General features: G+C 39.8%; 17 protein-coding genes. All 17 read left to right on the top strand.

Annotated elements, in window-relative coordinates; genetic code table 11:
• The first annotated feature begins 16 nt into the window (after positions 1-16).
• Positions 17-868 carry a rod shape-determining protein MreC gene (mreC, locus tag ELX58_RS06480; RefSeq protein WP_133442307.1) on the top strand — a complete coding sequence of 284 codons (852 nt, stop codon included), beginning with the start codon at positions 17-19 and terminating at the stop codon, positions 866-868.
• A gap of 11 nt (positions 869-879) precedes the next feature.
• Positions 880-1,416 carry a rod shape-determining protein MreD gene (mreD, locus tag ELX58_RS06475; protein WP_133442306.1) on the top strand — a complete coding sequence of 179 codons (537 nt, stop codon included), beginning with the start codon at positions 880-882 and terminating at the stop codon, positions 1,414-1,416.
• A gap of 18 nt (positions 1,417-1,434) precedes the next feature.
• The gene (locus tag ELX58_RS06470; protein ID WP_133442305.1) at positions 1,435-2,103 is read left to right on the top strand and encodes a septum site-determining protein MinC; all 669 of its coding nucleotides are present in this window, start codon (positions 1,435-1,437) and stop codon (positions 2,101-2,103) included.
• Positions 2,103-2,912 carry a septum site-determining protein MinD gene (gene minD, locus ELX58_RS06465; protein WP_133442304.1) on the top strand — a complete coding sequence of 270 codons (810 nt, stop codon included), beginning with the start codon at positions 2,103-2,105 and terminating at the stop codon, positions 2,910-2,912. Before ELX58_RS06470 ends, minD begins: the two co-directional genes overlap by 1 nt.
• Positions 2,913-3,045: 133 nt before the next feature.
• Positions 3,046-3,927 (top strand): helix-turn-helix domain-containing protein, encoded by an 882-nt coding sequence (locus tag ELX58_RS06460; RefSeq protein WP_133442303.1) that lies wholly within the window; start codon positions 3,046-3,048, stop codon positions 3,925-3,927.
• Between the two features lie 58 nt (positions 3,928-3,985).
• On the top strand, positions 3,986-4,549 hold the full coding sequence (gene pgsA / locus ELX58_RS06455) for a CDP-diacylglycerol--glycerol-3-phosphate 3-phosphatidyltransferase (protein WP_133442302.1): 564 nt from the start codon (positions 3,986-3,988) through the stop codon (positions 4,547-4,549).
• A 31-nt stretch (positions 4,550-4,580) separates the two neighbouring features.
• A complete protein-coding gene (locus ELX58_RS06450; protein ID WP_236747666.1) occupies positions 4,581-5,327 on the top strand; it encodes a nicotinamide-nucleotide amidohydrolase family protein in 747 nt (248 codons plus the stop codon).
• A gap of 32 nt (positions 5,328-5,359) precedes the next feature.
• Positions 5,360-6,385 carry a recombinase RecA gene (gene recA, locus ELX58_RS06445; protein ID WP_133442301.1) on the top strand — a complete coding sequence of 342 codons (1,026 nt, stop codon included), beginning with the start codon at positions 5,360-5,362 and terminating at the stop codon, positions 6,383-6,385.
• 157 nt (positions 6,386-6,542) lie between these two features.
• Positions 6,543-8,102, top strand: a complete 1,560-nt coding sequence (rny, locus tag ELX58_RS06440) for a ribonuclease Y (protein ID WP_133442300.1) — start codon at positions 6,543-6,545, stop codon at positions 8,100-8,102.
• Positions 8,103-8,200: 98 nt separating this feature from the next.
• The gene (mutS, locus tag ELX58_RS06435) at positions 8,201-10,900 is read left to right on the top strand and encodes a DNA mismatch repair protein MutS (RefSeq protein ID WP_236747665.1); all 2,700 of its coding nucleotides are present in this window, start codon (positions 8,201-8,203) and stop codon (positions 10,898-10,900) included.
• Between the two features lie 22 nt (positions 10,901-10,922).
• Positions 10,923-12,875: a DNA mismatch repair endonuclease MutL gene (mutL, locus tag ELX58_RS06430; protein ID WP_133442299.1), complete on the top strand. Its 1,953-nt coding sequence runs from the start codon at positions 10,923-10,925 to the stop codon at positions 12,873-12,875.
• 15 nt (positions 12,876-12,890) lie between these two features.
• Positions 12,891-13,496, top strand: a complete 606-nt coding sequence (ruvA, locus tag ELX58_RS06425; RefSeq protein ID WP_133442298.1) for a Holliday junction branch migration protein RuvA — start codon at positions 12,891-12,893, stop codon at positions 13,494-13,496.
• A gap of 23 nt (positions 13,497-13,519) precedes the next feature.
• Positions 13,520-14,527 (top strand): Holliday junction branch migration DNA helicase RuvB, encoded by a 1,008-nt coding sequence (gene ruvB / locus ELX58_RS06420; protein WP_133442297.1) that lies wholly within the window; start codon positions 13,520-13,522, stop codon positions 14,525-14,527.
• A 49-nt stretch (positions 14,528-14,576) separates the two neighbouring features.
• Complete coding sequence (gene yajC, locus ELX58_RS06415; protein WP_217423162.1) at positions 14,577-14,927, top strand: preprotein translocase subunit YajC; 351 nt, start codon at positions 14,577-14,579, stop codon at positions 14,925-14,927.
• Positions 14,928-15,022: 95 nt separating this feature from the next.
• Complete coding sequence (locus ELX58_RS06410; protein WP_133442588.1) at positions 15,023-15,979, top strand: DHH family phosphoesterase; 957 nt, start codon at positions 15,023-15,025, stop codon at positions 15,977-15,979.
• On the top strand, positions 15,976-17,304 hold the full coding sequence (locus ELX58_RS06405) for a DEAD/DEAH box helicase (protein ID WP_133442296.1): 1,329 nt from the start codon (positions 15,976-15,978) through the stop codon (positions 17,302-17,304). Before ELX58_RS06410 ends, ELX58_RS06405 begins: the two co-directional genes overlap by 4 nt.
• A 292-nt stretch (positions 17,305-17,596) precedes the next feature.
• Positions 17,597-20,254: an alanine--tRNA ligase gene (gene alaS, locus ELX58_RS06400; protein ID WP_133442295.1), complete on the top strand. Its 2,658-nt coding sequence runs from the start codon at positions 17,597-17,599 to the stop codon at positions 20,252-20,254.
• Positions 20,255-20,264: the final 10 nt, after the last annotated feature.

Raw genomic sequence — 20,264 nt, 5'->3', positions numbered from 1 at the left:
GTGATGGAGGCCCATTATGAGGAAGTTTTTCTCTAATCGAAAATTAGTAATCGCTATTTTATGTCTAATTGTTTGTTTAGGCTTAATAACATTATCGGTAAACGTTCGTAATCGTCGATCAACACCACCATTAATTCAGCAGTTTGGTAACGACGTGGTTGGCTTCACTAACCGTGTTATCACCATCCCAACTAATGGTATTCATCGTGGCTTTGATTCAATTGGTGGTCTTTTAAGTACCTATCAAGAGAATCAGAAGTTAAAGAAACGAGTTGATACTGTTGTATCAACTCAAGTTCGTAATCAAGCCCTGCAAAATGAAAATACTCGATTAAAGCAGCAACTTCATTTAGGACATAGTTTAACCGATTATAAATCTGTTAACGCATCGATTATGACCCGAACTCCATCCAATTGGCAAAATCAGATTATAATCAACAAGGGTGAAAGTTCCGGAATTAAAAAGAACATGCCTGTAATCGTGGCGTCTGGATTAATCGGTCGAATTGCTGAAGTCAATAAGACCAACAGTAAAGTTGAATTGATTACTGATAACAGTGGTTCCGCTAACCGATTTGCGATCCAGATTCATAGTAAACACGGTAAAAACGTTAACGGGATCATAACCGGTTACGATCGAGGAACTAACCGCATTAAGATGGGTAATATTACCACTAAAGGTAAACTAAAACGTGGTGATAAAGTGTCAACCAATGGATTGGGTGGCATCATGCCTAAAGGCTTATACGTCGGCAAAGTTTCCAAAGTAACTTCAGATGATTACGGTCTATCTAAAGAAGTTTACATTAAACCTGCCGCTAATTTGAATGATATTGAAACGGTAACCGTTGTTGGTAAAGATGAATAGAGGAATCGTTTATGATTAAGAATTCGTCATTAAAGTACGTTTTTCCAATTGGATTGTTAATTGCGTTCTTCTTGGATGGATCGGTTTCTTATAATTTAATGTCGGTCCTGTTTAAATCTTACTCAGTGGTTCCGTACCTATCTTTATTTTGGCTCGTCATGGCTGTTTTCTTTGTGAATGATTATAACCTTCATCTAGAAGGCTGGGCTACGTTACTGGGTGCCGTGTTTGATTGGTATTATGTCGGTATCTGGGGCGTATTTATAATTATTTTCCCTCTAGTAGTTTATTGTACTAGGGCCATGTATCGATACTTTTCGATTAATTTTATTAGTGCTTTTGTAATTTATTTGATTGATTTGATTATCGTTTTGTTCTTAGGTGATCTTGCTGATCAAGTCGTTAGTCGAATCACGGGTGTTGCAGCGTATGCAGGAATGAATTTTGTTCTTTACAGTGCTGTTCCGACCCTGATCTTAAACGCAATTCTTTTTGCGATCTTATATTACCCCATTCAGAGGTTATATAATTATTGTCAGCAAGGATAATTTAGAGGAGAATTAATCTTGAGAGCAATTACTTTAAAGGGAACACAAGATGGATATGAATTATTTCTTAATTCTGCAAGTGGAATCGATAAGATTAATTCTGAACTCAAATCTTTATTAGCGCGTTTTGGTAAAAATTCTGACCCGCGTCATAAAATTAATTTTACGGTCCTGACGGGGAATCGATTATTTTCTTATCGAGAAATTAGTACGTTGAAAAATGTTTTTAAAAAGTACCCTGAATTCGGCTTAAAGGACATTAAATCAAACGTAATCACTACGATTGATTCGTATCATTTGAGAGAACGTCACAACGTCCATGTGATTAGTAAAACCATTCGTAATGGTCAATCATATCGGATGCACGGTGACGTGCTCTTTTTTGGTAATATCCATCAGGGCGGTCGCTTATACACCGATGGTAATATTTATTTGATGGGTAATGTTGAAGGCATCGTTCATGCTGGCTTTCCGAGTTCTGAAGATAAATTGATTATTGGTGATCTGCATAGTGCTCAGCAAGTTCGAATTGGTGAACAATTTGACGTGATTGCTGATCGTCAAATTCCAGCATCTAATCAAACCGTAGCTTATGTTAATGATCTACATATCTTAAGCTATGGCAAGACGGCTAATTTAAGAAAAATTAATCCTAAATTTTATAATCGAATTGGGGGAATAATGTAATGGGAAAAGCAATCGTTATTACTTCCGGTAAAGGTGGAGTTGGTAAGACGACTTCCACGGCTAATATCGGTATCGCGTTAGCACTTATGGGTAAACGTGTCTGCATGGTCGATATGGATATTGGATTACGTAATTTAGACGTTATCTTAGGTTTAGATAATCGAATTATGTATAATATCGTGGATGTTGCCCGTGGCCGTGTTCATTTACGTCAAGCTCTGGTAAAGGATAAGCGATTTGATGACTTATTATATCTATTACCAGCCGCTGAAAGTACGGATAAAACTGCACTTAGTCCACAGGACGTTAAGAAGATCGTTGATGAATTAAAGCCTAATTTTGACTACGTCTTTATTGACTGTCCTGCTGGGATTGAACAAGGCTTTATGGATTCCGTTGCCGGTGCTGATGAAGCCATTATTGTTACCACCCCCGAAATTTCTGCCGTTCGAGATGCTGATCGAGTAATCGGTTTATTAGAAGAACATCCGTTAAAGGAAGCCCCGAAGTTAATCATTAATCGAATTCGTCCCAATATGATCGCTGAAGGTGACATCATGGATTTTGATGGTATTACCGAACATTTAGGGATTGATTTATTAGGGATTGTCTTTGATGATGACGCTGTAATTAGTACTTCAAATCATGGGGAACCCATCGTATTGAATGCCGATAACCCAGCATCTCAAGGTTATCGAAACATCGCTCGTCGTTTAGAAGGTCAGACCGTCCCATTAATGAAGTTGGATTCACCAATTAAACCATCAATGTGGCGTCGAATCGGACTGTTCTTTAAACGGATCTTTTAAAAATTAGTTTGAAATCTAAATAATTAATGGAAGCTCCTGATTTAACGGGAGCTTTTTATTTTGGTTATTTTTAGAGAATGTTGATTATGCTATAATTAAAATGAAAATTATATGAACAAGTGGAGTAATTTGAATGGGAAAACGTAAACAAGGATCAAAGCAAGTTAAGAAGAATTCAGCGGTCATTAAGATTGGCCAAATTCTTCGTCAAGCTCGCTTAAAGAAAAATTATTCCTTGAATGATTTATATCAAATCACAAAGATTAAGTCTCGATATTTAAAAGATGTTGAAACGGGGAATTACAAAGATTTACCCGGTGATTTTTACGTTCGAGCCTTTATTAAGAAGTATGCGGATACCGTTGGGATCAACGGAATTGAATTACTTCGGCGCTTTAATAATAAGTTACCTGATTTTCAGGATCCAAACTATATCAACAACGTTAGTAAAGATAAGTTATTAGTGAATGCCGAAAAACAGCGGATTCGAAATCGACATTCGGCCGTCAGAAAATACATTCCGTTATTCACCATGATCGTAATCGTGGTGATCGTGTTAGTTGGTATCTGGGTCGTTGCCGCACATTATCATAATGGTTTGACGACAAATTCGGGTGAGCACTCAACATCATTTTCCGGTGCGACTTCAGCAAAGCCCGTCCATAAAAAGAAAGTCCATAAGCACGTTAAGAAACGACCTCAGTTAAAGATTCGTCGGCAATCGGCTACGGACACTAAATTAAGTTATCAAATTAATACTAAGATTAAACCGTTGCACTTAAGGTTAAGAAGCACGCAACCGATTCAAGTTTCAGTTAAAACTGATGATAAAGTTGCGACACCGTTTGAATTGAAAGCCAAGCGGGTTAAAGCCATTAAAGTACCTGCTAAAGCTAAGCAAATTCAGGTGGATGTAAGTAACGAATCGCCATTAAGTGCAAAGATTAATCAGAGATCTTTGAAATTAACTCATAAGCAATCGATTCGATCAATTATCTTAAAGTTTAAAAAATAGTAATTAATTAAATGACTGGGCTTCCCGAGTCCAGTTTTTGTTATAGGAGGAAAAGACATTGAATTTACCAAATAGATTAACCTTAATGCGAATTATCATGATCCCGATCTTTTTAATTGCGTTTATTTTACCAATTAATTTAATGGGGTCCATTTGTTGGCTAGGAACCGTTACTCATGGGACGTGGCTCTTAGCAACGATTATTTTTGCGATTGCTGCCATTACCGATTTCTTAGATGGCCATTTAGCTAGAAGTCGTCATTTAATTACCAATTTTGGTAAGTTTGCCGATCCGTTAGCCGACAAAATGTTAGTTATGACGGCATTCATCCTTTTAGTTGGCGCCCACGTAGTTCCAAGTTGGGTTGCCGCAATTATCGTTTGCCGTGAACTTGCCGTTACCGGCCTTCGTTTAATCTGTGCTGAGACCAGTGGTAAGGTCATTGCTGCCGCTTGGCCAGGTAAGATTAAGACGGCATCACAGATGTTCTCGATCGTATTCTTATTATTGAGCTTTAACATCATCGGCCTAACGTTACTTTACATTGCCTTATTCTTTACGGTTTACTCCGGAATTGATTACTTTGTAAAGAACTGGGGCGTTTTTGAACACTCAATTTAATTGGCATGGTTTACTGAAAGGTAAATTAGTTTTGCAATCACGTCCGTTATACATGCGCTTTTTTGGACTAGGCTTGGATCAATTCACACGAAAATTAAGTCAGGTTTTAGGCCGGAACGACGTTTATTTTGTTCATGTTGATCATTATGAAATTGTTCTCGAGATTGTGAAATGTCGGGAACGACCAGATCAAATTAAAAATATTATCCTTAATCATTTTGGATCGTGGTACATCGGCGATGGTCGACAGACTTCAATTGAACAAATTGTCGGCAATCGATTAATTAATCATCATCTATCGATTACTGGTGCTGAAAGTTTGACTGCTGGGATGTTCCAGGCGACGTTGGGTAACGTCCCCGGAATTTCAGCAGTTTTTCCGGGTGGCTTTGTAACTTATTCAAATCACGCTAAACATCAATTATTGGGGATTCCCAACGACGTTATTAATGAGTATGGTGTAGTTTCTGAACCCGTTGCCCAATGGATGGCCAGTCAGTCCCGTAAGATTATGAATACTGACGTTTCAGTATCGTTTACGGGTGCTGCTGGACCTGATCCGTTAGAAGGTCAGCCTGGTGGGACCGTATGGATTGGTTTGTCGATAAATGGTCATAAAACGATCGCTAAACTATATCATTTACAGACTCTATATCATCAGTTAAGTGGCTTTAAAACGGCTGAGGAACTAAAAAATAATTCCAGAGACGCAATCCGCTTATTATGTGTAAAGACCGGGTTAAAGATGGTTAACGATGCGCTAAATAAATTACTTTAAGTCCTTTAAATCAAATTTAAGGGGATGAAATAATGGCTAAAAAAGATCCTCAAAGTCAAAGGAAAGCGGCTTTAGACGGTGCTTTAAAACAAATCACGAAAGAGTTTGGCAAGGGCTCGATCATGCGCATGGGTGACCGTGCTGACAACAGTATTGAAACGATCCCCACGGGGTCAATTGCGTTAGATAGCGCTTTAGGCGTTGGCGGTTATCCTAAAGGTCGAATCGTTGAAATTTATGGTCCTGAAAGTTCAGGTAAAACGACGCTAGCATTACATGCCGTTGCTGAAGTTCAGAAACATGGTGGCACGGCTGCATATATCGACGCAGAAAACGCCTTAGATCCTGAATATGCCAAAAATCTAGGCGTTAATATTAATGATCTGCTATTATCTCAACCCGATACGGGTGAACAGGGCTTACAAATTTGTGACGCCCTTGTTTCCAGCGGTGCTGTTGACCTAGTGGTTGTTGACTCTGTTGCGGCTTTAGTACCCCAAGCTGAAATCGAGGGTGAAATGGGCGATTCTCACGTTAGTCTTCAAGCTCGTTTAATGTCCCAGGCACTCCGTAAATTATCAGGGTCCATCAGTAAGACCAACACGATCTGTATCTTTATCAATCAGATCCGTGAAAAGGTCGGCGTGATGTTTGGTAACCCAGAAACAACACCTGGCGGTCGTGCATTAAAGTTCTATTCAACGATTCGTTTAGAAATTCGACGTGGCCAAAAGATTAAAAAAGGTACCGACATCATTGGTAACCGTGCCAAGATCAAGGTCGTTAAGAATAAAGTTGCACCACCGTTTAAACGTTGCCAAGTTGATATTATGTATGGTCACGGGATCTCACAGACCGGTGAACTTTTGGATATGGGCGCTGATAAGGGTATAGTTGAAAAGGCTGGTGCCTGGTATTCATATGATGGTCAACGAATTGGTCAGGGCCGTGAGAACGCTAAGAAATTTCTTTTAGCTCATCCAAAATTAATGGATCAACTCAATGCTCAGGTTAGAAAAGCTTATCACTTGCCACTTGATATGCCTAAAAAAAGATGATTCATCTAAAAAGCCGACCAATGGAGGACAAAAATAGTTCTTCGATTTTAAAATTGAAATAAATTATATTGACAGGTGTAATGACTTAATTCTAAAATGAATTAAGAGTAATATACTCATTAAAACTTATTATTTTAGATGGTGTGAAGGTGAAATTATGGTAATTATTAGCCTAATCCTCGCAATCATCGCTATTATTATTGGATTCTTTATTGGGCAATATGTGCACGAACGTACTACTCAAAAAAAGCTCAGTAATACTCATCAGGATGCTCAAAGTATTTTGGTAAAAGCTAAGCGACAAGCTGAAACTGCTAAAAAAGAAATGGTGTTAGATGCTAAAGAAAAAAGTAATCGATACCGTTCTGAAATTAATAAAGATTTAAAGAATCGTCGTTCTAAGATTCAGAAACAAGAAAATCGTTTATTACGACGTGAAGAATCTTTGGATGACAAAGATGCCGCCTTTAATCGACGTGACAATTCTTTAAACCGTAAAGAAGCTAAGTTGAACGCTAAGCAACAACAAATTACTAAGAAGCAGCAGGCTGCGGAAACCTTGATTAAGCAACGTCAAGCAAAGCTAGAAAAGGTTGCCGCACTTCCTCAGAGTGAAGCTCGTAAGATGATCATTAGTGATACTAAACATCAGCTTGCTGGTGAACGAGCTAAGATGATTAAAGATAGCTATGATCAAGCTCAGCGAACTTCAAAAGAAAAGGCTAAAAATTTGGTGGTTCAAGCTATTCAGCAGAGTGCTGCTGATTTAGTTTCTGAAACTACGGTTTCGGTGGTAAACTTACCAAATGATGATATGAAGGGTCGAATTATCGGTCGTGAAGGCCGTAATATTAGAACCTTTGAAACCTTAACGGGAATTGATGTTGTTATTGATGACACGCCTGATGCAGTAGTCTTAAGTGGCTTTAATCCTGTTCGTAGAACGATTGCTAAAATCGCTCTAGAAAAATTAATTAAGGATGGCCGAATTCATCCAGCTCGAATTGAAGAAATGGTTGCCAAGAGTCGTAAAGAACTTGGTCAGAAGATTCAAGAAACAGGAGAGAACGTCATTTTTGATCTCGGGATTCACTCAATGGACCCGCATTTGGTTAAATTAATTGGACGCCTTCAATTTATGATGTATGACGGTCAAAACGTCTTAGATCGTTCAATTGAAGTCGCTAAATTAACCGGCGTTTTAGCCGCTGAATTAGGTGAAAACGTTACTTTAGCTAAACGTGCTGGATTATTACATGAAATTGGCCGTGCGGTTGATCACGAAGCTAATAGTTCTCACGTTCAGATTGGAATTGATTTAGCTAAGAAATATAATGAAAGTCCCGTAATTGTTGATTCAATTGGGGCTTATAGTGGTAATCAAAAGCCTCATTATATTATTTCTGAATTAGTTAACGTTGCAAGTGAAATTGCTGCTTCACGTCCAGGTGCTAAGAGCAAATCTCTTGAAAGCTTCATTCATCGCTTAACTGATCTTGAAAAGATCAGCAACAGTTTCCCTGAAGTTAAAAAGAGTTACGCTATTCAAGCTGGACGTGGCATTCGTGTAATTGTCAAGCCGGATAAAGTTTCTGATACACAAGCGATTGTATTGGCCCGTGACATTAAGCGTAAAATCGAAAAGGATATGGAATATCCTGGCCATATTAAGGTTACGATTATACGTGAGGTTAGGTCAGTTGAATACGCAAGTTAAAATTTGATTGAAAAAAGTGGTCTCCTAAAAGAGGCCACTTTTTCTGTCTTATGTTAGAATTTATTTAAAAATGTTCATGAAAGGACTGTGAGCGATCGATGTCTAAATCCACAACGAAGACACCTATGATGCGTCAATATCAAAAGATCAAGGACCAGTATCCCGATGCCTTTTTATTCTATCGAATCGGTGATTTCTTTGAATTGTTTAATGAAGATGCAATCAAGGGTGCCAGAATTTTAGAATTGACGTTAACCGCGCGTAATCATAGTTCTAAACATCCGATTCCAATGTGTGGAATGCCACACCGTGCTGTTCAGGACTATGTCAATATCTTAGTTGACAAGGGTTACAAAGTCGCGATCTGCGATCAGATGGAAGATCCACGTCTAGCTAAGGGCATGGTCAAGCGAGCCGTTGTGCAGTTGGTTACCCCCGGAACGTATACTGAATCCGGTGTGGAAAACGCTAAGAATAACAATTACTTAACGGCTTTGGAATATGATCCTAAACGTGACGTCTACGGCTTTGCCTATGCTGAATTATCAACCGGTGAATTAAAGACCAGTGTCCTGAAGGGTAATCAAAGCGTCTTAAATGAGGTCATGAGTTTACAGACCAAAGAAGTCGTTGTTAACGGTCCGCTTAACCAGGATCTATTGAATAAATTTCATAAGATTGGGATCTTAATTTCACACCAGAAAACGATTAGGACCGAAGCGGAAACTAGTTATCTGATTCAGAATTTAAAGAGCCCACTTGAAAGAAACATCACGGCTCGGTTACTAACCTATATTCACGTTACCCAAAAACGTGATTTATCCCACTTAAAGGTTGCTGTGCCATATGAACCGACCCAATATCTTAAAATGGATCACAATACTAAATATAACTTAGAATTACTAAAGAACATCCGGACCGGTAAAAAGACTGGAACACTTTTGTGGATTCTAGACGCCACGAAAACGGCGATGGGTGGTCGTAAATTAAAGCGTTGGCTAAACCGGCCGTTAATTAACAAATCGCACATTGAGAAACGTCAGAATGCGGTTCAGGAACTCCTGGATCATTATTACGAACGAAATCAAATTCAGAACTTATTGATCAAAGTTTACGACCTTGAGCGACTTGCTGGAAAAGTATCGTTCGGCAGTGTCAACGGCCGTGACTTAATTCAGCTGAAGACGTCGTTAGCCCAGATTCCAAAGATTAGGTATATTCTGGGTCAATTAGATCCAAAACGACTGGGTGACATTTATAAAAAGATGGATCCAGTAACTAACGTTCATGATTTAATTCAACGAGCTATTATGGATGAACCACCGATTTCAATTACTGACGGCGGTGTGATTAAGGATCATTATAATAAACGGCTTGATAGCTATCGTGACGCTATGAACAACGGTCGTCAGTGGATGGCTAATCTTCAGGCTAAGGAACGTAAGATCACTGGAATCCATAATCTTAAAGTTGGTTTTAACCATGTCTTTGGATACTACATTCAAGTCACTAAGGTTAATCTAAATAAAGTTCCGGAAGATCGTTACCAGCGTAAACAAACGTTACGAAACGCTGAACGCTTTTCGACACCTGAGTTAAAGAAACATGAAGCTTTAATCTTAGAAGCCCAGGAAAAATCAAAGACGTTGGAGTACCAGATCTTTGTTAAAGTTAGGAATGCCATTAAACAAAATATCAAGCGTCTCCAGTCGTTAGCAGATGCCGTGGCATCGTTAGACGTTCTCCAGGCCTTTGCCACTATCAGTGAGAAATATCGGTGGATTAAGCCCAAGTTAACGAACGGATCTGACATGCGAATTATTGATGGACGGCATCCGGTCGTTGAAAAAGTTATGGGCCATCAATCTTACGTGCCGAATGACGTAGTCATGAATAAAGATACTCAGATATTATTGATTACCGGGCCCAATATGTCTGGTAAAAGTACCTATATGCGTCAATTAGCTTTAACGGTGATCATGGCGCAGATGGGGTGCTTTATCCCAGCTAAATCAGCAGTCATCCCAATTTTTGACCAAATCTTTACTCGAATTGGTGCCGCTGATAATTTAATTGCCGGACAGAGTACTTTCATGGTTGAGATGCAGGAATCTAACGAAGCCTTACAATACGCAACCCCGCATAGCTTGATTTTATTTGATGAACTCGGTCGTGGAACCGCTACTTACGACGGGATGTCGTTAGCACAAGCGATTATTGAATATGTCCACAACCATATTCATGCCAAAACGTTATTGTCAACGCATTACCATGGCTTAACTGAGTTATCTAAAACGTTACCGCATTTAAAGAATGTTCATGTTGGTGCTACGGAAAAGAACGGCAATCTAGTGTTCTTGCATAAGGTCGAAGACGGACCCGCTGACAAATCCTACGGGATTCACGTTGCCAAATTAGCGGGGCTACCAAAGCCAGTACTTACAAGGGCCAGCCACATCTTAAGTTCATTAGAAGCTAAAGATGCGGTAGCTCATAATAAATATAAGAAGAATTCTCAAGCCGTTAATTCGATTGTGACGCAAAAAGATAGTCAATATCGTAAATCTAACCAAAAATTACGTAAGATGTTAGAAGAACGAACGGCTGATCTCAGTCGAAGACGTGACCAACAGTTAGCACTATTTCCGACTAAATCATCATCGAATTCCAAGAGTTCAGGTTTAAATTCACGAGATTATAAAGTGATTCGTGAACTTAAGAACACTGATCTGATGTCAGAGACCCCGATGGCATTGATGAATAACGTCTATAAATGGCAGCACCAGATTAAGAAATAACTTTTAAGAGGTGTAAAATATCATGGCTAAAATCCATAAATTGTCACCAACGTTATCGAATCAAATTTCTGCTGGTGAAGTTGTTGAACGACCGTCATCCGTCGTAAAGGAATTAGTTGAAAATTCAATTGATGCGCATAGCCGTGATATTGACGTTGCCGTTAAGGGTTCCGGATTAGATCAGATTAAAGTAACTGATGATGGCATCGGGATTGAACCTGACGATGTTAAAACTGCGTTTATGCGACACGCCACCAGTAAAATTCATAATCGACGTGATTTATTTCAGGTCGATACGTTAGGTTTTCGAGGTGAAGCCTTACCCAGTATCGCTTCAGTTGCGGATGTTGATCTGAAGACTTCGACCGGTGGCGAAGGAACTGAGATTCGAATTAACGGTGGTAAATTAATCGGGATTCAGCCGGCAGAAGCACGACGTGGAACGATTATTACCGTTAATGATCTGTTCTTTAATACGCCAGCTCGGTTGAAGTACATGAAATCACCGGCAACGGAACTATCTCGAATTACCGATGTGATTGACAGGCTAGCACTTGGTCATCCAAAGATTGCTTTTTCGTTAATTCATAATCATCATGAGATGTTAAGGACTGCCGGTCGTGGCAACCTCCAGCAGGTCATCGGTAGCATTTACGGGATTAACAAGGTTAAAAAGATGTTAGCTGTTAAAGCGCATAACAATGACTTTAAACTCTGGGGTTACGTCAGTTTACCTGAATTAACTCGAGCCAGCCGTAATTACATTACAATCATTTTAAATGGTCGTTATATCAAAAATCGAGCGATTGCTGACGCCGTTATTAAAGGTTACGGATCGAAACTAATGGTTCGTCGTTATCCAATCGCGGTGATCAACATTCAAATGGACCCGATTTTAGTGGATCCAAATGTTCACCCGTCAAAGACGACCGTTAGGGTTAGCAAAGAACCATCGTTATGTCATTTAATAACGACGATGATTATGAACCGACTGTCTCACCAGAATTTAATTCCGAACGTTATGCACCGTGAATATTCGGTTCAACCGGAGCAACCACACTACGATGTTCACCAAATTAATTTGGATGTTAATCAAGCTTCGGTTCATTATCATAAGCAGCCGGGTAATAATGAAATCAATCATAATGTTGCTAATGACACGTCGGTTAAGCCCATTATTATTAAGAGCAAGGCTGATTTAAAATCAGAACGGGTTCGTTCACTTATCAGTAAATATCGTAAGGATCCTATTGGGAAGCCCTTTGGCAAGGAAACGCCTAAGAGTATGAACGTAAACTACGTGCATCGTTCCGAATCACCAAGTTTGCTTCAAACTAAATCCGCAGAGCGATTTCCGAAATTGAGGTACATTGGCCAGATGCACGGTTCATATTTACTGTGCGAAGCCAGTGATGGCTTATACATTGTTGATCAGCATGCCGCTCAGGAACGGGTTAACTATGAATATTTCCGGCAAAAGATTGGTCAAGTTTCAAATGATGAACAGGATTTGTTAGTTCCAATCGTTTTGAGCTATTCTAATTCTGACGTGTTAAAAATTAAGCAGCATCTTGACGTCTTGCAGAGCGTTGGGATTAAATTAGAACCGTTTGGTGCGGACAGCTTCATCGTTCATCAGCACCCCACCTGGTTCCGACCTGGACAGGAACGATCAACAATTGAGGAAATGATTGATTGGGTCCTTAAAAATGGTAAAATTTCAATTGCGAAGTTTCGAGCTAAGACCGCAATCATGATGAGCTGTAAACGGGCAATCAAGGCTAATCATTATTTGAACCGGGATCAGGCCATCAGTTTACTTAATCACCTTAGCCAAGCTGAAGATCCGTTTAACTGTCCGCACGGTCGACCGACGTTAGTTCATTTCTCGAATTATGATATGCAAAAGATGTTTAAACGGGTGCAGGATCCGCATCATTCCGGACTCTGGAAGCAATATCAGTGGAAAAAGTAACGAAAGCGCGAGTTAATGTTTGAATATTTTATCGGTTATGTAACCGACATTAAAAAGACTTATATAGTGCTAGAAGTTAACGGGATTGGCTATAAGGTTTACGTCCCGAACGCTAGTTTATTTAAAATTGATAGTGACCATAAGATTAAAGTTTATATTCATCAGGCCGTCAGTGACGTTGCTGATGTTTTATACGGCTTTAAATCCCAGATTGACAAATCTATTTTTGAACGGTTAATTAACGTTTCCGGGATTGGGCCTAAAAATGCGATTGCCATTCTTTCGGGTAATGATCAGCAAGCCCTATTGAATGCCATTAACGAAGAAAACGTAACGTATCTAACTAAATTTCCCGGGGTTGGCAAGAAGACCGCTAAACAGATTATCTTGGACCTACAGGGTAAGTTGGATGATTTATTGGTATCTGGTGCTAGCAATAGTCAACCTGTTGTTAACCCTAAAGTAACGCCGCATCTTCAAGAAGCTTTGGAAGCATTGCAGGCTTTAGGTTACAGTAATCGGGATGTTAAGAGTGTTGAAGGCCCGTTAGCTAAGAATTCTAAATTAACGACCAATCAATATATCAGTGCAGGTCTAAAATTATTAAATCGATTATCTTAATTAAATGAAGGGAGGCTAACGTTTTGACAAAAAAACGTTTAGTTTCTGGTCAAAAAGAAAATCAAGCAGAAGCTGACGAAGAACAGACACTTCGTCCGCAGTTTCTAGATCAATATATTGGGCAAACAAAATTAAAACATGAATTACGTGTATACATTAAAGCCGCCAAGCAACGTCATGAATCTCTAGACCACGTCTTGTTATACGGGCCACCAGGTTTAGGGAAAACGACCTTAGCAATGGTGATCGCTCATGAGATGCAAGTTGACATTAAAACGACTAGTGGCCCGGCCATTGAAAAGCCCGGTGACTTAGTAGCACTTTTAAACGAACTAAAACCTGGTGACATTTTATTTATTGATGAAATTCACCGGTTACCTAAAGTCGTGGAAGAAATGCTGTATTCAGCAATGGAAGACTTCTACGTTGACATTGTAGTTGGTCAGGGCCCGACAGCCCACCCAGTTCATTTCCCGTTGCCACCGTTCACCTTGATTGGTGCGACGACTCGAGCAGGTCTTTTATCGGCACCCTTGCGTGATCGTTTTGGAATCGTTGAACACATGCGTTACTACAACGTTGATGATTTGACGACGATCGTTAAACGATCAGCTAATATTTTTCATAGCAGTATTAAGGATGAAGGTGCCGTTGAGATTGCCCGTCGTTCAAGAGGGACACCGAGAATTGCCAACCGATTATTAAGGCGAGTCCGTGATTTCGCGCAGGTTTCTCATCATTCAGCAATTGACGTCCCAGTCGTTAATTACACGTTAAAGCTCCTGGGGATTGATGAAGAGGGCCTTGATCGAACTGATATTAAGCTATTGAAGACCATGATTAAATATTATAATGGTGGTCCGGTCGGCTTAAATACGATTGCTGCTAATATCGGGGAAGAGACAGATACGATTTCTGAAATGTATGAGCCTTATTTATTACAGAAGGGCTTTTTGAAGCGAACCCCAAGGGGTCGAGAAGTCACCAAAAAGGCTTATCAGCATTTAGGAATAAAGTCTAAATTGGACTAGTTTCCAAGTTTCTGTTAATGTTGAGTTAAAAAGAGAGTGTGATTAAATAATGCAAAGTGGAACAACTGGAATTATAATGGTCATCATTTTGTTTGCATTGATGTACTTCTTAATGATTCGTCCTCAAAAGAAGCGTCAACGTAAACATGCTGATCTTTTAAAGAACTTAAAGAAAGGTGATCGTGTCGTTACGATTGGTCGTATGCACGGTACGATTGCTGAAATTGACCGAAAGAGTGGTGTCGTATCATTAGATTGTGACGGAATTCGTCTAATCTTTGATTTAAGAGCCATTGCATCAGTTGAAAATCATTTAAATAACGCTAAGCAGTCTAGCACGGCTTCAGTTTCAGATGATAAAAAGCCTGCTGCTGAAGATAAATCTAAGAGTAATAAGTAATTACATTATTTTTAAAAAGGCCTGTTTATAAATCAGGCCTTTTAATTTAAGATCTTACAGTTTGCTAAGTGGATTTATAGATGAAGGAAGAAAACATGGCCGTTCAGCAAGAAATTTTAAACGCAATTCGTAAATACTCAACGATTATTATTCAACGTCATAAGCGTCCTGATCCGGATGCCATTGGTTCACAAATGGGCTTGGCTAAAATGATTAAAACGGCTTATCCTGAAAAGCACGTCTATTGTATTGGAAAACAGTACCAAGGCTTTAATTGGTTGGGTCAGGAAGACACAATCAAGCCATCGACATATCATGGTGCTTTAGTAATTGTTACCGATACAGCTAACCAACCACGAATTGATGGTTCTCGATATAATCAGGGTGACATGTTGATCAAAATTGATCATCACCCTAATGACGATACGTACGGGGACCTTCAGTGGATTAACGATCAGGCGTCGAGTGCTTCAGAAATGATTTACGATTTATGTGCTGCATCAAATAAGCTCCACATGGATGCTGAATCAGGCCGTTTAATTTATGCGGGCATCGTTGGTGACACCGGTCGTTTTAAGTACCCATCTACAAGTCCACATACGTTCTACGTTGCTTCTCAATTATCGAAATTAGATTTTTCGATCAGTAAAGTTAATAAAAAAGAAGAAGAAATTGATCTACCCATGGCACATCTCTGTGCTTACTTGTATACTAATCTACACATCTTACCAAGTGGCGCCGCATACATCGTAATCGATAATCACGTTTTATCTGATTTGAAATTAACCGATGAAAACACTTCAGCAGTTGTTCCGTTACCGGGTAATATTCAGGGCATTAAATGTTGGATCATATTTGTTCAGCAAGCCGATAAGACCTATCGACTTCGGATCAGATCCAACGGCCCGGTCATTAACGGCTTAGCTAAACACTTCGGTGGCGGTGGCCACGCGTTAGCTAGTGGTGCCATGGCTGATGGCATTGATAAAGTTAAAGCCGCCATTAAGGAATTAGATCAAATCGCTAAAAATTATAAAGGAGACATGGTATGAAAAACGACTTTAAAAAATTTGGATTAAAGTCTTACCTGTTAAAGGCAATTAATGCGTTACATTTTAAGACACCCACCGAAATTCAAGATAAGGTAATTCCTGTTATTCAGCAGGGTAAAAGTGTGGTTGGCCAATCCGCAACTGGTAGTGGTAAAACTCACGCTTATTTATTACCGATTTTTAATCAATTGAAACTTGATCAAGATAAGGTCCAAGCTGTCATCACGACCCCAAGTCGAGAATTAGCTTATCAGTTATACAACAACGCTAAGCAGTTAGCTAAGTACTGTCCAAAAACGATTCACATTGCCGATTACATCGGTGGTACTGATGAAGCTCGTCAAATCGAAAAGTTACATCATCACCAACCCCAGATTGTCATCGGAACACCCGGTCGAATCTTAGACTTGATTAATCGTCAAGTTCTAGATATCCATACTGCTGACCGATTAGTAATTGATGAAGCAGATATGACGTTAGACATGGGCTTCTTAAACGTAATTGATCAAATTGCCAGTCATTTTGGCAAGAAACTTCAAATGATGGTCTTTTCCGCAACCATTCCGCAGCGATTAGCACCGTTCTTAAAGAAGTACATGAACCATCCCGCCGTTGAAAAGGTCCCCGTTAAATCAGTGATTAATCCAAACATTGATAACTGGTTAATGTCGACCAAGGGCCGTGACCGAGCTGAAATTATTTATCAATTATTGACGATTGGCCAGCCGTTCTTGGTTTTGATCTTCGCTAATACCCGTGAACGAGTAATTCAGTTAACTAAGTTCCTTCGTTCAAAAGGCTTATCAGTTGCCATGATCGAAGGTGGCTTACAGCCCCGTCGTCGAAAGCGAGTTATGAAGCAGGTTCGTCACTTGAAGTATCAATTCGTGGTTGCTACTGATTTAGCAGCCCGTGGAATTGATATTGATGGTGTCTCGATGGTGATCAACGATCAGATTCCATCTGATTTCCGTTACTTCATTCATCGAGTTGGCCGAACCGGTCGTAACGGGATGCATGGCTTAGCAATCACCTTATACTCACCTGACGAAAGTAATTTGGTCAAAGGTGTTGAAAAGATGGGCATTAAGTTCGTTCCGAAAGAATTAAAGAACGGCCAAATTGTTGATGCACCTCATAAGCATCGTCGTGAACACCGTCGTCACGGCAATAAACATTTGAGTGCTGCCATGCGTGGAATGATTAGTAAGAAGTCCAAGCACGTTAAACCTGCTTATAAACATAAGATCAAGGTTGCGCTCCGAATGAATGACGAATTCAACACTAAGACTTACAATCGCCGTAAGTATAGTGGTAAAAAGTAATTCTATTTACCAGATCTATTTTGACGATGACATCAAATAGGTTATAATAATTTATGTGATCAAGAGATCGATTTGGAAATATGCTCTGCATTATTTTCTTAACAGAAACGTCTGCAAATTAGATGAGATAGGGCGATGAAAATAATTCGGAGTGCTCTTCCAAATTAAATTTAGATATTAAATTTTTATAAAGAGGTATACGATCAGCATCGTTGCAAGTAGAGTGGTACCGCGTTAGAGCGTCTTTACTAGTAACGGTGCTTTTTGTCTATCGTTTTAGGGGGTCTATTTCATGAAAAAATTGAGTAGTGAACAAGTCCGGGATATGTTCTTGGACTTCTTCCACGACAAACATCACCATACGATTAAGCATAGTGCTTCATTAGTACCTAAGAATGATCCGTCATTACTATGGATTAATTCTGGTGTTGCCACGATGAAGCGTTACTTCGATGGTGAAGTTGTTCCAAAGAACCGCCGAATCACTAGTTCTCAGAAGAGTTTACGAACTAATGATATCGAAAATGTTGGCCGTACCCGTCGTCATCAGACGATGTTCGAAATGTTAGGTAACTTTTCCGTTGGTGACTATTTCCGTGACCAAGCCATTGCCTGGGCATGTGATCTATTAATGAATCCAAATTACTTTGGCTGGGATCCAAATCGCTTATACGTTACTGCCTATCCAAAAGATCACGATACTAAGCGTGATTGGATCAAAGGCGGAATTCCGAAAGATCATATCGTTAACATGAAGAGTAATTTCTGGGATGTTGGTGAAGGTCCTTGTGGTCCTGATACCGAAATCTTCTATGATCGTGGCCCGAAGTTCGATAACTTAAAGCCTGGTGATCCTGAAGATTATCCTGGTGGTGAAAACAACCGTTGGTTAGAAGTTTGGGACATCGTTCTGTCTCAGTTTAACCATGAACCTGATGGCTCATATAAACCGTTACCACGTAAGAACATTGATACTGGAATGGGCTTAGAACGTGTCGTTTCAGTATTCCAGAATGCTCCAACTAACTTTGAAACGGACTTGTTCTTACCAATTATTCACGCAACCGAAAAGTTAAGTGATAACCGTAAATACGTACCATCCATGACTAACCGTGATACAATTGCTTTTAAAGTTATTGCTGATCATATTCGTGCCGTTACATTTGCCATTAACGATGGTGCTTTACCATCAAACGTTGGCCGTGGCTACGTAATTCGTCGTTTAATCCGTCGTGCTACCGTCATGGGTCGTCGTTTAGGTATTGATCATCCATTCTTATATAAATTGGTACCAGTTGTTGGTAAGATCATGCAGCACCCGTATCCAGAAGTATACAAGAATCGTAAATACTTAGAAAAGGTTATTCACTCTGAAGAAGTTAGTTTTGATGCTACCTTAGCTGATGGCTTGAAATTACTAAAGTCAGTCTTAGCCGACGTTAAGAAGAGTCACAAGAAGATTATCCCTGGTGACGTTGCCTTTAAGCTTTATGATACTTATGGTTTCCCGCTTCAGTTGACTGCTGAATATGCTCATGAACAGAAGTTAGATGTTGATAAGAAAGGCTTCAAAGTCGGCATGAAAGCTCAGCAGGAACGTGCCCGTAAAGCTCGTGGTAACAAGCAAGCTATGGGGATTCAAAATGACTTATTAGTTGACGTTAAGACACCTAGTAAGTACGTTGGTTATCATCAGCTTCACGTTAACGGTGCTAAGATTACTCACATCGTTCAAAATGATAAGTTAGTTCAAAAAGCTGATGGTGGCACTGCTGCAGTTATGTTTTCAGAAACACCGTTCTATGCCGAAATGGGTGGCCAAGTTGCCGACCAAGGATGGATCAAAGATGCCCAGGGTGACGATGCCGCTAAAGTTGTTGATGTTCAGTCAGCACCAAATGGTCAGCATTTACACACCGTTCAGATCTTTAAGCCGTTAAAAGTTGGCGCTACTTATGACTTATCGGTTGATCCAATTCGCCATGAAAAGACTTCACAGAATCATACCGCTACTCATTTATTAGATCAGACCTTACGAAATGTTTTAGGTGGTCATACTCACCAAGCTGGTTCATTAGTTGATCCGCATTACTTACGCTTTGACTTTACCCACTTTGGTGAAGTTACCCAGAAAGATCTTAAGAAGGTTGAAGACATTATCAACCAGAAGATCTTTGCTGCTTTACCAGTTAAGACCGTCGTTACTGATCCAAAGACCGGTCGTGAATTAGGTGCCGTTGCCATCTTTAACTCAAAGTATGGTAAGAAAGTTCGTGTCGTTAACATTGGTGACTATTCCATTGAATTCTGTGGTGGTACTCATGTTAAGAACACCAGTGAATTAGGCTTATTCAAGATCGTTTCTGAATCTGGTGTTGGTGCCGGTGTTCGTCGAATCGTTGCCGTAACTTCTTCCGATGCCTTTGATTTATTGAATCATGAAGAAGCTGTTTTGAACAAGACTGCTCATCAGTTAAAGGCCAACCGTGTTGAAGATGTCCCTAGCAAGATCAGTGAAATGGAAGCTACCATTAAACAGTTAAAGGATAGTCAGCGTTCATTAGAATCTAAAGTTGCTAATGCTCAGGCATCCCATGTCTTTGACAACGTTCAGACCGTTAATGGTTTGAAGCTAATTACCGGTGTCTTGAACGTTTCTGGCATGAATGAATTACGTCAGTTAGCTGATGAATGGCGTAACAAGAAGTTATCCAACGTCTTAGTACTTGGTACCAAGAGTAAAGGTAAGGCTAACTTGATCGTTGCCGTGGATAACGCTCATGCTAAGAACGGTTTAAAGGCTGGTGACATGATCAAGTCCGTTGCCAAGAAGATCCAAGGTGGCGGTGGTGGCCGTCCTAACATGGCTCAAGCCGGAGGTAAGAATCCTGCTGGTTTACCAGACGCCATGAAGGCCGCTAAACAGTGGTTATCAGATAACGCTAAATAAAGGTTCTATC

Source organism: Acetilactobacillus jinshanensis (genome assembly GCF_004359375.1).
GTDB lineage: Bacteria > Bacillota > Bacilli > Lactobacillales > Lactobacillaceae > Acetilactobacillus > Acetilactobacillus jinshanensis.
The sequence above is the reverse complement of the archived record's forward strand: the minus strand, read 5'-3'. Positions and strand labels throughout refer to the sequence as shown.

Excerpts from the sequence above, each read along its gene's own strand:
- mreC (WP_133442307.1), top strand. The coding sequence starts at position 17 with ATGAGGAAGTTTTTCTCTAATCGAAAATTAGTAATCGCTATTTTATGT.
- mreD (WP_133442306.1), top strand. The coding sequence starts at position 880 with ATGATTAAGAATTCGTCATTAAAGTACGTTTTTCCAATTGGATTGTTA.
- minD (WP_133442304.1), top strand. The coding sequence starts at position 2,103 with ATGGGAAAAGCAATCGTTATTACTTCCGGTAAAGGTGGAGTTGGTAAG.
- ELX58_RS06460 (WP_133442303.1), top strand. The coding sequence starts at position 3,046 with ATGGGAAAACGTAAACAAGGATCAAAGCAAGTTAAGAAGAATTCAGCG.
- recA (WP_133442301.1), top strand. The coding sequence starts at position 5,360 with ATGGCTAAAAAAGATCCTCAAAGTCAAAGGAAAGCGGCTTTAGACGGT.
- rny (WP_133442300.1), top strand. The coding sequence starts at position 6,543 with ATGGTAATTATTAGCCTAATCCTCGCAATCATCGCTATTATTATTGGA.
- mutS (WP_236747665.1), top strand. The coding sequence starts at position 8,201 with ATGTCTAAATCCACAACGAAGACACCTATGATGCGTCAATATCAAAAG.
- mutL (WP_133442299.1), top strand. The coding sequence starts at position 10,923 with ATGGCTAAAATCCATAAATTGTCACCAACGTTATCGAATCAAATTTCT.
- ruvA (WP_133442298.1), top strand. The coding sequence starts at position 12,891 with ATGTTTGAATATTTTATCGGTTATGTAACCGACATTAAAAAGACTTAT.
- yajC (WP_217423162.1), top strand. The coding sequence starts at position 14,577 with ATGCAAAGTGGAACAACTGGAATTATAATGGTCATCATTTTGTTTGCA.
- ELX58_RS06410 (WP_133442588.1), top strand. The coding sequence starts at position 15,023 with ATGGCCGTTCAGCAAGAAATTTTAAACGCAATTCGTAAATACTCAACG.
- ELX58_RS06405 (WP_133442296.1), top strand. The coding sequence starts at position 15,976 with ATGAAAAACGACTTTAAAAAATTTGGATTAAAGTCTTACCTGTTAAAG.
- alaS (WP_133442295.1), top strand. The coding sequence starts at position 17,597 with ATGAAAAAATTGAGTAGTGAACAAGTCCGGGATATGTTCTTGGACTTC.